This is a genomic window from Acetobacteraceae bacterium, from assembly GCA_004843345.1.
Lineage (GTDB): Bacteria > Pseudomonadota > Alphaproteobacteria > Acetobacterales > Acetobacteraceae.
Window position 1 is genome coordinate 1,825,610 of record CP039460.1, and the last position, 14,460, is coordinate 1,840,069.

Annotated in this window: 12 protein-coding genes; 5 read left to right on the top strand and 7 right to left on the bottom strand. The window is 42.8% G+C overall.

What is annotated here, in order from left to right; genetic code table 11:
* Window positions 1-2: 2 nt before the first annotated feature.
* The 5 genes from FAI40_08930 to FAI40_08950 all read right to left on the bottom strand — a co-directional run bounded on the left by FAI40_08930 (window position 3) and on the right by FAI40_08950 (window position 6,602).
* Window positions 3-2,612, bottom strand: a complete 2,610-nt coding sequence (locus FAI40_08930) for an RND transporter (GenBank protein QCE35443.1) — start codon at window positions 2,610-2,612, stop codon at window positions 3-5.
* 45 nt (window positions 2,613-2,657) lie between these two features.
* Window positions 2,658-3,872: a tRNA guanosine(34) transglycosylase Tgt gene (gene tgt, locus FAI40_08935; protein ID QCE35444.1), complete on the bottom strand. Its 1,215-nt coding sequence runs from the start codon at window positions 3,870-3,872 to the stop codon at window positions 2,658-2,660.
* Entirely contained in the window at window positions 3,869-4,987 is a 1,119-nt protein-coding gene (gene queA, locus FAI40_08940) for a tRNA preQ1(34) S-adenosylmethionine ribosyltransferase-isomerase QueA (protein QCE35445.1), read from the bottom strand. The genes tgt and queA overlap by 4 nt, the downstream gene beginning before the upstream one ends.
* Window positions 4,988-5,004: 17 nt before the next feature.
* Window positions 5,005-5,661 (bottom strand): ABC transporter substrate-binding protein, encoded by a 657-nt coding sequence (locus FAI40_08945; GenBank protein QCE35446.1) that lies wholly within the window; start codon window positions 5,659-5,661, stop codon window positions 5,005-5,007.
* A gap of 203 nt (window positions 5,662-5,864) precedes the next feature.
* Window positions 5,865-6,602, bottom strand: coding sequence for a VacJ family lipoprotein (locus tag FAI40_08950; protein QCE35801.1), 738 nt, complete (start codon window positions 6,600-6,602; stop codon window positions 5,865-5,867).
* Window positions 6,603-6,915: 313 nt separating this feature from the next.
* Between FAI40_08950 and FAI40_08955 the strand changes: the two genes are divergently transcribed.
* Complete coding sequence (locus FAI40_08955) at window positions 6,916-7,425, top strand: hypothetical protein (protein ID QCE35447.1); 510 nt, start codon at window positions 6,916-6,918, stop codon at window positions 7,423-7,425.
* A complete protein-coding gene (locus FAI40_08960) occupies window positions 7,410-8,138 on the top strand; it encodes a galactose mutarotase (GenBank protein ID QCE35448.1) in 729 nt (242 codons plus the stop codon). The genes FAI40_08955 and FAI40_08960 overlap by 16 nt, the downstream gene beginning before the upstream one ends.
* A 28-nt stretch (window positions 8,139-8,166) precedes the next feature.
* Here the strand turns inward: FAI40_08960 and FAI40_08965 are convergent, their stop codons facing one another.
* Together FAI40_08965 and FAI40_08970 are read right to left on the bottom strand one after the other, a co-directional pair.
* Entirely contained in the window at window positions 8,167-9,435 is a 1,269-nt protein-coding gene (locus tag FAI40_08965) for a ubiquinone biosynthesis protein UbiH (GenBank protein ID QCE35449.1), read from the bottom strand.
* The gene (locus FAI40_08970; protein QCE35450.1) at window positions 9,435-10,376 is read right to left on the bottom strand and encodes a 4-(cytidine 5'-diphospho)-2-C-methyl-D-erythritol kinase; all 942 of its coding nucleotides are present in this window, start codon (window positions 10,374-10,376) and stop codon (window positions 9,435-9,437) included. Before FAI40_08970 ends, FAI40_08965 begins: the two co-directional genes overlap by 1 nt.
* Before the next feature lie 199 nt (window positions 10,377-10,575).
* On the opposite strand from FAI40_08970, the gene FAI40_08975 reads away from it, so the two are divergent.
* The 3 genes from FAI40_08975 (at window position 10,576) to eda (ending at window position 14,415) form a co-directional block, all read left to right on the top strand.
* Window positions 10,576-11,589 carry a hypothetical protein gene (locus FAI40_08975; GenBank protein ID QCE35451.1) on the top strand — a complete coding sequence of 338 codons (1,014 nt, stop codon included), beginning with the start codon at window positions 10,576-10,578 and terminating at the stop codon, window positions 11,587-11,589.
* Window positions 11,590-11,921: 332 nt separating this feature from the next.
* On the top strand, window positions 11,922-13,781 hold the full coding sequence (locus FAI40_08980; protein ID QCE35452.1) for a phosphogluconate dehydratase: 1,860 nt from the start codon (window positions 11,922-11,924) through the stop codon (window positions 13,779-13,781).
* 19 nt (window positions 13,782-13,800) lie between these two features.
* Window positions 13,801-14,415: a bifunctional 4-hydroxy-2-oxoglutarate aldolase/2-dehydro-3-deoxy-phosphogluconate aldolase gene (eda, locus tag FAI40_08985; GenBank protein QCE35453.1), complete on the top strand. Its 615-nt coding sequence runs from the start codon at window positions 13,801-13,803 to the stop codon at window positions 14,413-14,415.
* The last annotated feature ends 45 nt before the right edge of the window (window positions 14,416-14,460 follow it).

The following is a 14,460-nucleotide window of genomic DNA, read 5'->3' on the forward strand; positions in this document are numbered from 1 at the left end:
AGCTATTCTTTGATGAGAGGTTCTGCCTTGTGATTAGGCAGAAGGGCTGGAATAAACACTAATGTGCAAATGAGGGTTGCCGCAAGAGAAAAAAGTAATAATCTTCCCATAGAAGCTGTTCCAGGGTGCGCTGATAAGGCAAGAGAGCCAAAGGCACATCCAGTCGTTAACGCAGAGAAAAGAACTGCTCTTGCTGTTGGCGAGCTGAGGGGATCTGATAGGCCTGCACGCCAATTCATGACAAAGTAAATGTTAAAAGAAACGCCAACGCCCAGTAATAAGGGTAATGCAATCACATTTGCATAATTAAGAGGTTCAGGAATTGAAACGTCTATTATGACGGTTAAGAGTGCTGAAAGGATGAGGGGAGCAAGGACAAGACAAACGTCTAAGAGGCGTCTCAGATTGATAAAGAGAATGATGAAAATCATTACAATCGCGGCAAAAGCAGCGGTAATGAAGGCTTTGACAATGGTATTGGCACTTTCGGTAATCTCAAGCGCAGGACCGGCAATATTTGGATCGACAGATTTTACTTGATCAACGAAACGGCGCAAGACAGAGGAATCTGACATATGCCCTTTAGGATGAATAATCAGTAAATAGCGTCCATCAGGAGAGACATATTCACGGCGCAAATCCTTTGGAATATCCGCGATAGTTGTTTCTTTTGGCTGCAAAATACGAAGCAATTTTGTAAGTTGTGGTGTCAGATAATACGTTAAAGCATTATTGGTTTTGATTAAAACATCATCAGGCGCTTCGCTTAAAACATTCATTGCGGCCTGTAATTTTAATAAAGGTTCAGAAAGTTTGTCTTTAACACTATTAAGTTCTTCTGCGGCTTTTTTAGCTGCTTTTCGAAGTTCTTCCGCATTTGGAGCTGGCTCGGGATTGTTAATAGCATCAAGCGTTGGCAAGATGAGGTCTGAACTATCCTCAATGATGTCTAACTTTTCTTTTTGATGCTCTGGGACGATGGCACCAAGCCAAAGAACATCGTGGATCGTTGAATTTGGATCTTTTGCTAACTGACTAAATTGCTTCGCTTTTGAAGCCGCCTCTTTAAAGTTTGAAACTAAAAGTTGTGCATTGTAAGGGGTGGTGAAAGGATTTTCTTCTAAAATATGAAGAACCTGCATACCCTCTGTATTTGGATTTTTGGTGTGTAAAGGGTCGGAATCAAATTTTAAAAAATAGAGGAGTCCAATTCCCAAGAGGGCTAAAATTCCAAAGATTCCTAAAACAATAGCACGGTATTTTCTAATTTTATGATCCACAGGATGCATGAATGCAAATCCCGTTTCTGCTTTATCTGGATGTGCTTTAAAAATAATAAGGAGAGCAGGTAACAATGCGATGGTGCAGATAAATGCAATGAGCATGCCAACGCCAGCAATGATTCCGAGTTGGGCAACGCCTACAAAGCTTGTGAAGGTGAATGCTAAGAAGCCTGCCGCCGTTGCAAGGGCAGCGACCAAAATTTGAATGCCACATTCTTTGGAGGTCTGATCAATGGCTTCTCCTGCATTCATATCTTTTTGACTGCGGAAACGAACGCTGTATTGAATTGCAAAATCTACGGCAATGCCAACAAATAGAACGGCAAAGGCAACAGAAATGAGATTGAGAGTTCCAACGCTGATGCTTGCAAAACCTGTTGTTAAAATGAGACCAAAAATAAGCGTAATTAAAACAGGAAAAACAATTCGAGGAGATTTCACCGCTAAGAAAAGCCAAAGAGATACTAAAACGATTGAAAGCACAAGGCTGATTGTCATACCATCAGCAACAGTCGCAAACTCTTCATCGTTAATTTTTGCTTCGCCCGTAATGAGAAGATTAACACGGCCATCTTTTGCTAGTTTCAGATCGTTAAAAGCCGTTCGCATTGCCGTTGTAGAGGCTTGGGAAGGTTGAAGGGAGTTAAAATCCCGTTTGGGATGGGTTAAAACAAATTCCGGCCCCGCGGCAAGCGCATCTAAATCCGAGAGAAGAAGCTTTTGCCAAGAAAGGGGGGTATAATCTCCCTTAGCATTTTGTGTCAGTGCTTCGGCTAAACCATTAAGAGGCTTATTGAAATCAGCGGGAATGTCTTCGCCAGCTTCAATGCCTTTTCCCATAAGGGTAAAGGATCCGAAAAGGCCTCTGGCTGAGGGATCTGCGGCCAAAGTTCCTAAAAAAGCTTGGGAAGAAACAAGGGAATCTAATAGAGATTGAAGTTGTGTCTCATCAAGGAAAAGAAGCGCGCGGTCGAGATAATAGGGATTGGCATTTGGTAAGCTGACGGAACTGAAATGAACGGTATCTTGAGAAAGCTTATCGGCTAGCTGTTTCGCTGCGTCTTGCGCTTCTTCTGGTGTTTTTCCTCTAATAACGGCGACAAGTGTTCCTTTTTCTCCAGGAAAAAGATGTTCAACTTCTGAGATTTTTTGTTTCCAAGGCAGAGAATCAGAGAAGAGGCGGTCTGTTTCAGTGGTAATGCCAAGATGCGTTACAGTGTACGCACAAGATAAAGCAGCTAAGAGAGCAAAAAATCCAAAGGTTTTCCATGCATGTTTTCGACAAAGCGTACCAATATTCGTGAGAATTGACGTGAGAGAAAAAACCATGAAAAACCTCTTGGAAGAGATGCTAGAATAAAGGGTCAGTTTATTTTAAGGAAATAGCAATGGATCTACTGGCGCAGGAATAGGTGTATCCCACTCGGTAAGTTCCCAATCTCCTTTTAGCCATTCGGATCTGAGATAAATGGCTGTTTCAGAAAGTGTTTGATTTATAATGGCTAGTCGAAGTTGCTGCATCAAACGCTGATAATAAGCAAGATTGTGTAGTGTTAAAAAAATTGCTCCGAGCATTTCTTGGCATTTGAAAAGGTGATGCAGATAAGCTCGGGAGACATTTTTAAGGGGGCCTTCTTCAAAGGGCGTTAGAGGACGTGGATCTTCTGCAAAACGGGCGTTGCGTAAATTGATATAGCCACGCTCAGTGTAAGCTCTAGCCGTTCTGCCAGCTCTGGAAGGCATAACACAATCAAACATATCGATCCCACGTTCAACAGCACCAAGCATATCTTGCGGCGTTCCGACACCCATTAAATAACGAGGCTTATCTTCAGGGAGAAAAGGCAATGTAAAATCAAGGGTGGAGAACATAAGTTCTTGGGATTCACCAACTGCTAATCCACCTACAGCATAACCTTCAAAACCGATTTTTTTCAGTCCTTCTGCGGAACGTTCTCTTAAATCTTTTTCTGTTCCGCCTTGGACAATACCAAATTGTCCGTAGCCAGGACGTTTTTTAAAAGCATCCCGTGATCTTTTCGCCCAACGCAAAGAACATTCCATTGAGCTTTCAAGGCGTGCTTTTGTTGCTGGAAGCGCAGGGCATTCATCTAAAACCATTGAAATATCAGAATCCAGTAAGAATTGAATTTCTGTAGATCGCTCTGGGCTAAGAAAATGTTTTGATCCGTCAATATGGGATTGAAAAGTGACGCCTTCTTCTTTGACTTTAGCGAGTTTTCCCAAGGACATGACCTGAAACCCACCAGAATCTGTAAGAATAGGGCCAGCCCAATTCATAAATTGATGTAAACCGCCAAGTCTGTGAACACGTTCAGCCGTAGGGCGTAACATAAGATGATAGACATTTCCAAGAATAATGCCTGCACCTGTTGAGCGCAGCAAGGAAGGCGTCATGCCCTTCACTGTTGCGCAGGTACCAACAGGCATAAAAATAGGAGTTGGTACTTTTCCGTGCGCTGTATGTAACCAGCCAGCACGCGCTTTGCCGTCTTCTCCTTCAGGAAGCCATTGAAAACGATTGCAAGGCGTAAAATCAGGTAATGGGGGAGTATGTTTTGAAGTCATAAGTGATCTAATTTTTTTTCCAAGAGGCATAGATCTCCATAGGAATAAAAGCGCAAATTGTTTTTAATAGCGTGCTGATAGGCGTTTTGCATTTTTGTTGTTCCAGCAAAAGCGCACACCAGCATGAATAAAGTGGAGCGTGGAAGATGAAAATTTGTTAATAGGGCATCCGCCGCACGAAATTCATAACCAGGACGTAGGAAAATAGCAGTTTCACCGATCCAAGGCTCTATTTCCCTTTGTGTATTTACGGCACTTTCTAAAAGACGCAAAGAGGTTGTCCCAACTGGAATGATACGGGAGCCATTCTCGCGTGCTTGGTTAATTTTTTTTGCGGTTGCTTCTGAAATTTTGCCCCATTCAGGATGCATGACATGATTTTCAGGAGAGCCATGAACGGGTAAAAATGTACCCGCACCGACATGGAGCGTGACAAAGGTCCAATCAATTTTTGCCTGTTTTAAAGAATCTAAAAGATTTTCTGTAAAGTGCAGACTTGCGGTAGGAGCAGCGACCGCCCCTTCATTTTTGGCAAAAACAGTTTGGTAGTTTTTTTCATCTTCTTGTGTCGGACCATCAGGACGCTCAATATAGGGCGGCAGGGCTAATTTTCCAACACGTTCTAAAAAATCATGAAAAGCCTCTCCTGTTACAGAGAATTTTATTTCAGCAACGCCATGTTCGATTGTGAGAATTTCAGCCGTAACAAAATCGAGATCTGCCTTTGGTAAAGGAGAATGATTCCTATCAAGGCTTAAACTTGAAAAAAAATGAAGTTCATCGCTTTTTTTGAGGCGTTTTGCGTTTCGAACGAGTGCGCGCCATGCCCCATTGGGTAGAGGGCGGTCTAGCGTTAACTCAATATGCGCCGTCGTGTCATTCCGTGTTCGCCAAGCTTGTATTTTGGCTGGAATAACCTTGGTGTCATTAAAAACAAGCAGATCCCCAGCCTTTAACAGTTTTGGGAGATCCCCGACTAAATGCAGGTTAGGGGGATCTGTTTCGTTTTTGGATGAAAGGACATGAAGTAATTTTGCACTTTCGCGTGGAGAGGCAGGATTTAACGCAATCTGCTCATGAGGAAGGTGAAAATCGAATGCTTCCATGGGGTCCATAAATGAGATCCCCTGTTTTAACTACGTTGTGTGCCTGGCTTATTGTTTTCTGTATCATAAGAGGCAACCTGTTTGCGCATAGCGCCAATGAGTTGTTTAACTTCACCATTGTGAGAGCCAAGGAAGGAACGGTAATCGTTTCTTTGGGTGATTCGAACACTCATCCCTTCTGTATAGACATCAACGACTTTTGGAGGTTCACCGTTGGTGACAACAGAGAGTTTGATGGGCTGTCCTGTTGGGCGTGTAACGATTGCATCAATTTTATCGCCAAAGCGTGTTGGGGTGCTGTCGAGGACATGAATACTGATGTTTTGAAAATTCTCAATTTGTGTTGTGATCGCATGCATCAGTACTTTACGGAAGAGGTCGAGATATTCCTCTTGCTCTTCTTTAGAAGCGGTTGCCCAGAAATGGCCAAGACAATATTTTCCAATTTCAGGAATATCTACATTTTTACTGATAAGTGGCAAAATTTCGCGACGTTTCTCTGTTAATGTAATTGGCGCATTGATAATCGTTGAAATTTGGTCTCCAAAATCACTTACAAAAGTCTTGCCGCTTTGAGAGGCATCTTGAGCCTGTGCTTGAGGTGCATTTGCCACAGCAAGAAGGCTTCCAGCGGTTAATGCAACGCTTAGGGGAAGGGATCTTAGGAGACGGCGAAAAGACATAAAAATAGGCGCTTTCAAGAAAGTTTTGCTCGGAATAGGGTTCAATCTAGAAAAATGATAGCTTAACTCTTTTATGTCATTACAGACGCACTCAAGGAAAACAGGTTGTCTTCAACGATAAGACTAAGCTGTTGCTAGGATAGGGTAAAAAAGAGGGCTTGGCAAAGAGATTTTATAGGTAGTTTTGAAAGCGTCTTTAGCGACTAATAGTACCAGCTTGGAGGGGTCATGCGTTTGTCCTTCTTAAGTGCATCGATTTGCCCCTGCCGATTTTGTTGCCAAGCACTTCGTAGAAAGGCATAGGGGTCGAGACTTTGATGTTCTAATTGATCAAGTTGGTCGGATGCAGATGCAAACATATTAAATGTCCCGAGGACATTATATCCCCAGTCGAAATCAATCAGACCGTATCCGCTAGGTACATAGTTGATTGGTGTGAGCGCTTGCCCAACAGCATAACCAATTGCATCACGAATATTAGTTGGTCCCATACCAGGCAAAAAAAGGTAAGGGCCAGGATCAATATTCCAAAGCGCAAAGACCATCCCAGGATCGGTTGGCTCCTCTTTGTAGCCAGCAAATTTTGCAATATCGAAAAAGCCAGCAATTCCGAAGCTCATATTGATGGCAAAACGCATAAAAGAGTTACCAGCGCGATAGGGCTTTCCAGCGCCGGCACTTGAAAAAAATACCATTGGCTCTCGCCAGGTTTCTTCAAGGTTATTGATAGAATCCCGTATAGGCTGGGGAATATATTTTTGCCATAATTTTCCGAGAGGACGGAGCGCCTTATGATAGATCCACATATTTAGCGCAAAAAAATCACGGTTCAGAGGTTCTAGAGGGTCATTAACCTCATTATATTCTTCTAATTCATCGGGATCTGTTGGTGGCGGTTTTACAATTTTATCGCTGTCGCAACCTGCTAGAATGCCAAGAATGAGAAGTGTCGAAAGGCCTTTTTTAGAGTATGTGCGCCATTTTTTGTAGGAAAAGGGTAAGGTTAATTTTTTAGAAAAAGAGCGCAAACCTTTTGGTACTTCTCATTTTTAGAGGTGTTGAGTCGGTGAACTATTTTATCATTTAAAATAAGAAAAATTATGGAAAGAATAAAGCTAAAATAAAATGCTTTCTTTAGAGGGGCATGATTGTGCACTGTATTGAGGTTTGAATCTTTTACGTTTGATCTTATTGTAGGTGGCGTAACGCTTCTTAGTACGGTTTTAAGTACGAGCGCATGGAGAGCTATTAGATATGAAATTCTCGAAACTTCTTTATACAGCATCATCTGCTTTGGCGATTGGCCTATTTGCCAGTGTGTCTTTTTTTTCTGTATCCGTGAATGCTTTTGCAAAGCCAAAAGAGGACAAGATTTTTCAACAGTCAAAAGTGCCTACTGTTTCGATTGAAGGATGGGGCCAAACACAGAAAGGCAAACCAGTTCAGCGTATTGTTTTATCAAATGCGCACGGTGTGACAGCTCGTATTTTAACATATGGTGCGACCTTGCAATCTTTGGAGGTTCCAGACGCAAGTGGCAAATCCTCAAATGTTGTTTTGGGCTTTAAAGATATTTCAGGCTATGAGGCGACTGGGCCATCGCCTCGGCCTTATTTCGGAGCAACGATTGGGCGTGTTGCAAATCGCATTCCAAATGGCACCTTCATGCTAGATGATAAAAAATACGATGTTCCGCTTAATGCCAATGGAAACGCCATTCATGGGGGGAAGTTGGTTTTGATCAAAAAATTTGGAAAATTGTAGATAAAGGACAAGACGAGAAAGGGGCGTGGATCAAGCTCCGCTGCGTAAGTCCAGATGGTGATCAGGGCTTTCCAGGAAAAGTGACGATTGAAACCACTTATTTCTTAGGAATTGATAATAGTTTCAGATTAGAATATGGCGCAACAACGGATAAAAAAACACCTTTGAGTATTACAAATCATACTTATTGGAATTTAAACGGTGAAGGTTCTGGTTCTATTGCGCCAGAAACGTTGCAGGTTTTTGCAGATCGTTATACGCCGACAGACGTTTCTTTGATTCCAACAGGGCATGTTCTGCCTGTAGAAGGCACTATTTTTGATTATCGTCAGCCTATTTTATTAAGTGCACGTTTAAATTCTTCCGATCCTCAAATGCTTTGGCACCGTGGATTAGATGAGAATTTTGTATTAAATGGTGCATATGGCGAGAAGCCACGTCCGGCTGCTATTCTGGCAGATCCAAGATCTGGCCGTGCGTTGAGGATTTCTACAACTGAACCAGGGATGATTGCCTATACAGGAAATTCTTTAGACGGCGCTTTTGTTGGCCCTTCGGAGAAAACATACCGCCAAACAAACGGTATTGCGCTTGAAACGGGCGCATTTCCAGATGCGCTTCATCACCCTAATTTTCCTTCTATTATCCTTACGCCAGCAGACGGTTATCATTCAACAACCGTCTGGGATTTTGGCACAATCGAAAAACAATAGAAAATATGGGATGGCCTTATAAACTAGGTCATCCTTTTTTTCTACCGACAGCCTGTGTCGCAATCATTTTTCTTAAGGGAGAAATTTTGCGGAAGAGGTTGAGGGTGGCTTGTCTTCCTGCTTTTATGAGTGGATTTGCACTGCTGAAAGAGCGTTCCATGAGATCACAGGATGCGAGAAGCGCCATATTGAAGGGGCGTGTTTTTTGTTCGTACGTTTTAAGGAGCTTTTCGGAGCCGATATCTTCGCCTTTTTCAAAGGCGGCGCTTAGAAGTTTTTCGAGAACAAAGACATCTCTGAATCCTAAGTTCATTCCTTGTCCTGCAACAGGATGCAGGCCGTGGGCGCTGTCTCCAATGAGGGCAAATCTTTGTGCGATATATTTATGAGCATGTTGGGAAGAAAGAGGATATGTCCAACGCGGGCCAATATTGGAAAGTTTTCCGAGTTCAGCTTCTACCTTTGGTGCTGTTAAGTTTAAGAAAGATTTCTCTGGTAAATTTTTGAGCCGGGATATCCAAGCAGGTGTGTCTGTCCAAACAATTGCAGAGCAATGAGGATGGCCTTCCATGCCACAAAGTGGAAGGCGGGCAAAAGGACCTTCAGGCAGAAAATTCTCCAAGGCACTTCCATTGTGGGGATGCTCGTGCGCAATTAACGTGACCAGAGCATCTTTGTGATAGGGATGAATAGTAAGGTCTATTCCGACTTTTTTCCGAAGTTCTGAACGTCTACCATCTGCTGCAATAACTAAGGAAGCCGTATAATTTTCTATTGAAGCGGTTGAGCCTTCTTCTTGAGCTGAAATATGAACTGTTTCTTTTGAGGTTTCAAAGTCAAATTCAGCGGTATAGGGGGAGAGAATTGTGAGATTCGGGCAGTTTCTTAAAGCATGCGTGATTGCAGGCAGGAGATCTGCGGCTTCTACCATCCAACCAAATACATCTCCTTTTGGAAGATCGCTGGGCTTAAAGGAAAAACCTTCAATATTTTTAAGCCAGAAAAGTACAGGCTTGAAGCGATCGCGGACATGAATTGTCGTGATTTTTTGTGCTGTTTTTGTAAGATGTTGCCAAATGTTTGTTTGTTCAAGCATTGGGCGAACACGTTCATTTAAAGCATAAGCCCTTCCATCTTGCGCAAGTACTCTGTTTTGAGGAAGTTTTCGTTTTTCGAATATCAAGACTTTTAAGCCTTTTTGTGCAAGTAAAATGCCCAATACCGCACCGATAGGGCCTGCGCCATTGATGCAAATATCAAAATGTTGTTTGTTTTCTGGAGGAGAGAGTTGAACCATTAGAAATCTTTCGTTTCAGTTGTTTTGCTCGGATAAGTTTCTCCGCTCCAGATCCACCAAGATTTTGGTGTATTAGGGGAAGAACGTAAAATTTTCTCAGCATTCTGAGCGTCTGCTTTATTTTGAAAAAGGGCAAAGCAGGTTGCGCCAGAACCACTCATGCGTGCCAGCTGGCATGCAGGAAGATGTCGTAGCTGAGAAAGAATATCAGCGATTATTGGAACGAGCTTAATCGCAGGCTGTTCCAGATCATTTCTTGTTTTTTTGAGGAAGGAAAAGAGCATTCTTGCGTCTTTCCATCCTTCTTTTGGTATTTTAGGGTAAGAGAGATCTTTTTGTTCAGGAATATCTAATGCTTGAAAAATTTTAGAGGTACTTACTTTAATGCCTGGATTAAGAAGCAGAATGCCGATTTGAGGGAAAAGTGGGATTCCATTTAGAATTTCACCAATCCCACGCATTCTTTTTGGAAGGTTGTTCTGTGTTACGGGACCATCCGCCCCTAGCTTTAAAAAAAGCTCTGAAAATGTTTCTTTCGTGAGGTCGTTAAGCGGATAATGCTTAGCCAGTAAATTTAACGTTGCAGAGGAATCTGAACTTCCACCCCCGATGCCGGCAGCAACGGGCAGTTTCTTTTCAAGAGAAAAATGTAAGAATGGAAGTTTTTGCTGATGTTTTTGCATTTCTTCACGCCACAAGCGTGCTGCCATCAAAACAGAATTTATCTTGTTCCCTGTTTCCGCTGTTAGAATTTCTGAAAATTCTCCAGACAAAGAAAGAGTGTCTTGATTCTGTTTTTTGGTTTCTTCAAGCATAATTTTATCGCCATATTGCGCAAACGCGACAAGGCTGTCTAATTCATGATAACCATCTAGCCGGCGTCTTAGAACATGGAGAAAAAAGTTAATTTTAGCCGGAGCAATTGTTTGAAGCGAAGAAATCCTGCAAAACCTTTCAGTATGTGATTGGTTTTATAAAATGAAAAACCAAAGTTTTTATAAAAAAGAATAGCTTTTTGTGAAATGATTCTGTTCGTATTATAAGCTTACAATAAAATTTATGGAAAAATAATTAACTTTTTCCCTAATTTTAAGGCAGAAATAGATGAAAGCTGATCTCTTTTGAAAGGACTTTTTGAAGGTGCAAAATCTTAAAGGAATGCAAGAGCTTAAAGAAAGAGAAGATAATTTTCTTTCTCCAGATTTTCTTGCGTCCCTTTCTTTTTTAGAGCTTCAATCCGCTTTAGATATACAAATTGGTTGGGGCATTTCTGATATTTTTGATGATGCGCCAGGGCTTTCCTCTGAGAAGCTTCAGACCTCTAAAGATACGCATCTTCTTTCTATTTTTAATCTTCAGAGACCTTCGCCTTTTCACGAGGCAAGACGAGATCGGTTTGTTCCTAAAAAAGAGGAAATGTCTGTTGCTGAAAGGGCTAAGTCGTTTTTTAAAAACTCGACACCAGTTCAGAAGCCAAGACCTTCGTCTGTGCCAGCTGTGTCTATGGAGGAATTTCTAAAAAATCTTCAAAAAACACAAACCGTTGAGGAGGCTTTGCAGTGTGCAAAAGAGGCTGGAAGCGCAGGGCTTTCCCAAATGGCGCTGCAAGACATTCGAGGATTTGTTAGGGAAAAGGGCGGTGGTTTTGTTGTAAGTGCCGAGTCATCGCCAGAGGTAGAGAGAGCAGGAAAGATTTTTGTTGGCGAAGAGGGGAAATTAACAAGGCGTTTTTTTCGATCTATCGGTCTGTCTTTAGAGGATCTCTCTGCCGCTCCCGTTTTGCCGTGGCGTCCACCAGGGGGCAGAGACCCTTTGCCAGAGGAGGTTGCCATTTGCAGACCTCTTTTGCGACATATTATTGCTCTAAACTCGCCTAAATGGGTTGTTACTTTTGGCGCATTGGCTGCAAAGATGCTTTTGGAGAATGAAGAAGCTGCCAATTCTGTGCAAAGCATAAAAGAGCGTTATTTGCGCCCCTCTTTTCGTTTAGCCCACGTCAAAGGCAAATGGCACGAAGTGTCCCTTGGTTATGAAGGAAAGAAGACAAAGGTTTTTCCATTAAATGCACCAGCACGTTTGAAAAAGAATGTTCGGATGCGTCAAGCTATGTGGCGAGATTTGCAAGTTTTTAAGCGGGATTTTGAACTGCTCTAAGGAACAAAAGATTTAATTTCTCTTAAAGTGGAATTTTGAGCGCTTTCTTTTGTGGTATGGCAGAAAAAGCGTGGTATAGTACGCAAGGAATCTAGATCTACAAAGAGGACCTAAAATTTTATATTTATTGCCAAGCAAGAGAAATCTCAGTTTGTCTTCTATAATATATTGTCATGTCTATAAGGCTAAGAAGTAGAAGGAAGGGCAGTAAGTATTACGATGCCTTAGCTGAATATTAAAAAGGCGGAAATCTTTGGTGTTAAGTCTTAGGAGCTTTAAGGAATTAAATTATTTAGAAGGCTCTAAGAAGAATTTATAGAGGAGAGGGTTTTATGTCGCTAAATCCAGTGCTTGAAGCTGTTACAGCGGATATTCGAAAAAGATCTGAAAAAACACGCAGCGCCTATTTGCAACTGATGAAGCGGAATAAGGAAAAGGGGATTTCACGTCCAAAATTGGCGTGCGGAAACCTGGCTCATGCCGTTGCGGCTTGTGGAGAAGATAAGCCTTCGTTGATTGCAGATCGCTCTCCTAACATTGGGATTGTCACCTCTTATAATGATATGCTTTCAGCACATCAGCCTTATGGAAACTATCCTAATCAAATGCGTATTTTTGCGCGGGAAGCGGGTGCAACAGTTCAAGTTGCATCGGGGGTTCCTGCAATGTGTGACGGTGTTACCCAGGGGCAGGAAGGAATGGATTTGTCTCTCTTTTCAAGAGAAACAATTGCTCTTTCTACCGCTGTGGGGTTAAGTCATGGGATGTTTGATGCGGTTGCTCTCTTAGGGGTCTGCGATAAAATTGTGCCTGGCCTTTTGATTGGCGCATTGCGTTTTGGGCATTTGCCGGTCATGTTTTTCCCTGCTGGGCCAATGACTTCTGGACTTCCGAACAAGGAAAAAATCAGAATTCGTCAACTTTATGCTCAGAAAAAAATTGGCAAAGATGAGCTGTTGAAAGCAGAAATGCAGTCCTATCATGCTCCTGGAACATGCACGTTTTATGGAACAGCGAACAGCAATCAGATGCTTGCAGAAATTATGGGCTTGATGCTGCCTGATGGATCTTTCATCGGGGCTGAGACAAAGCTGCGCCAGGAATTTATTCGGACGTCAACGCATCGTCTTGCGAAAATGACTCATTTTGGAAAAGATGAGCGCACATTGGCAGAGTGTGTTGATGAGCGTGCGATTGTAAATGCGATTGTGGGTGTTATGGCCACAGGTGGATCCACGAATTTAACCCTGCATATTCCAGCAATTGCACGTGCTGCTGGTATTAAGGTGACATGGGAGGATTTTGAACGTCTCTCTAAAGTTGTGCCTCTCATTTGCCGTGTTTATCCAAATGGGCCTGCTGATGTCAACGCCTTCCGTGAAGCTGGAGGGTTACCATATGTTATCGGCCAACTTCAGGATGCTGGATTGCTTCATGATATTCCTACGGTTGCTGAAGGTGGGTATAAAGCCTATCGCTCAGAGGCAAGTTTAGGTGAGGATGGAAGTGTTGTTTATACAGAGCGCAAAGTCTCTGGAAATGATGAAATTATCCGTACACTAGACAAGCCATTCCAAACAGATGGCGGCATGCTGATGCTCAAGGGGAATCTTGGACGCGGTGTTTATAAAATTAGCGCCGTTCAGCCAGAGCATCAGAGTGTTGAAGCGCCTTGTCGTGTTTTTGAGACGCAGCAGGCCGTTGTTGACGCTTATGAAAACAATGAATTGAACAAAGATGTTGTTATTGTTTTGCGTGGACAGGGCCCACGGGCGAACGGTATGCCTGAGCTGCATCGCTTAATGCCGGTTTTGGGTGTGCTTCAGGATCAAGGTTATCACGTTGCAATCATCACAGATGGTAGAATGTCTGGTGCTAGCGGAAAAGTTCCTTCAGCGTTGCATGTCTATCCTGAGGCTATTACAGGTGGGCCAATTTCTCTCTTGAGAGACGGGGATGTTGTCCGCCTTTGTGGCAAAACGGGTGAGCTTTCTGCTTTGGTAGATGAAAAAGAATGGAGTCAGCGTCAGCCACAAATTCCGACGCCTGATATTGATGGTACAGGGCGTGAATTATTCGCAATGTTCCGTAATGCGGCTCCTGCCGTGCCAGAAGATGGAGCATCTTCGATGCTGCATATGATGGATGAAGATATTGCCAGACACCATGCTGGTGTGGCTCGCAAGCTCTGATAAAGCAAAGGATATTAAAATGCCTGTAAATAAACTTAAAAAAATCGTTAAAACTTCTCCAATCGTTCCTGTTTTGACAATTGATGACGCTAAGAACGCATATGCTGTTGGTGAGGCGCTTGTCACAGGAGGCGTTAGACTCCTTGAGGTAACTCTTAGGACAGAAGCTGGTTTTAAATCTATTAGTGAAATGGCCAAAATTGAGAATGCAGTTGTTGGCGCTGGAACTGTTTTAAATGCTGAAATGGCAAAAAAAGCAGTTGATGCTGGAGCAACCTTTCTTGTAAGCCCTGGCCTCAGTGCGGGTGTTGCCAAAGAAGCTGAAAAGCTAAATGTTCCATATTTGCCAGGTGTTGCAACATCGACAGAGATTATGCAGGCGAGAGATCTTGGCATTAGCTGGTTGAAATTTTTTCCAGCGGGAGCTTTGGGCGGTGTTAAAACCCTGAAAGGTTATGCTTCTGTTTTCCCAGAACTTGAGTGGATGCCTTCTGGCGGTATTAGCGAAGGAGACTATAAGCAATGGTTAGAAATTTCTAAAGTGATCGCCGTTGGTGGCTCTTGGTTGACAAGCGGCGGGGCAGATCCAAAAGAGATCAATGCACGCGCAAAGCGTCTAAATCTAGCCGTTTAAGGGTCGTATTAGAGTGTTCTTTTCTCTTTTAAAAACACACTCTAA

Coding starts and splice junctions, on each gene's coding strand:
- FAI40_08930 (QCE35443.1), bottom strand. CDS start 2,612: ATGGTTTTTTCTCTCACGTCAATTCTCACGAATATTGGTACGCTTTGT.
- tgt (QCE35444.1), bottom strand. CDS start 3,872: ATGACTTCAAAACATACTCCCCCATTACCTGATTTTACGCCTTGCAAT.
- queA (QCE35445.1), bottom strand. CDS start 4,987: ATGGACCCCATGGAAGCATTCGATTTTCACCTTCCTCATGAGCAGATT.
- FAI40_08945 (QCE35446.1), bottom strand. CDS start 5,661: ATGTCTTTTCGCCGTCTCCTAAGATCCCTTCCCCTAAGCGTTGCATTA.
- FAI40_08955 (QCE35447.1), top strand. CDS start 6,916: ATGAAATTCTCGAAACTTCTTTATACAGCATCATCTGCTTTGGCGATT.
- FAI40_08965 (QCE35449.1), bottom strand. CDS start 9,435: ATGGTTCAACTCTCTCCTCCAGAAAACAAACAACATTTTGATATTTGC.
- FAI40_08980 (QCE35452.1), top strand. CDS start 11,922: ATGTCGCTAAATCCAGTGCTTGAAGCTGTTACAGCGGATATTCGAAAA.
- eda (QCE35453.1), top strand. CDS start 13,801: ATGCCTGTAAATAAACTTAAAAAAATCGTTAAAACTTCTCCAATCGTT.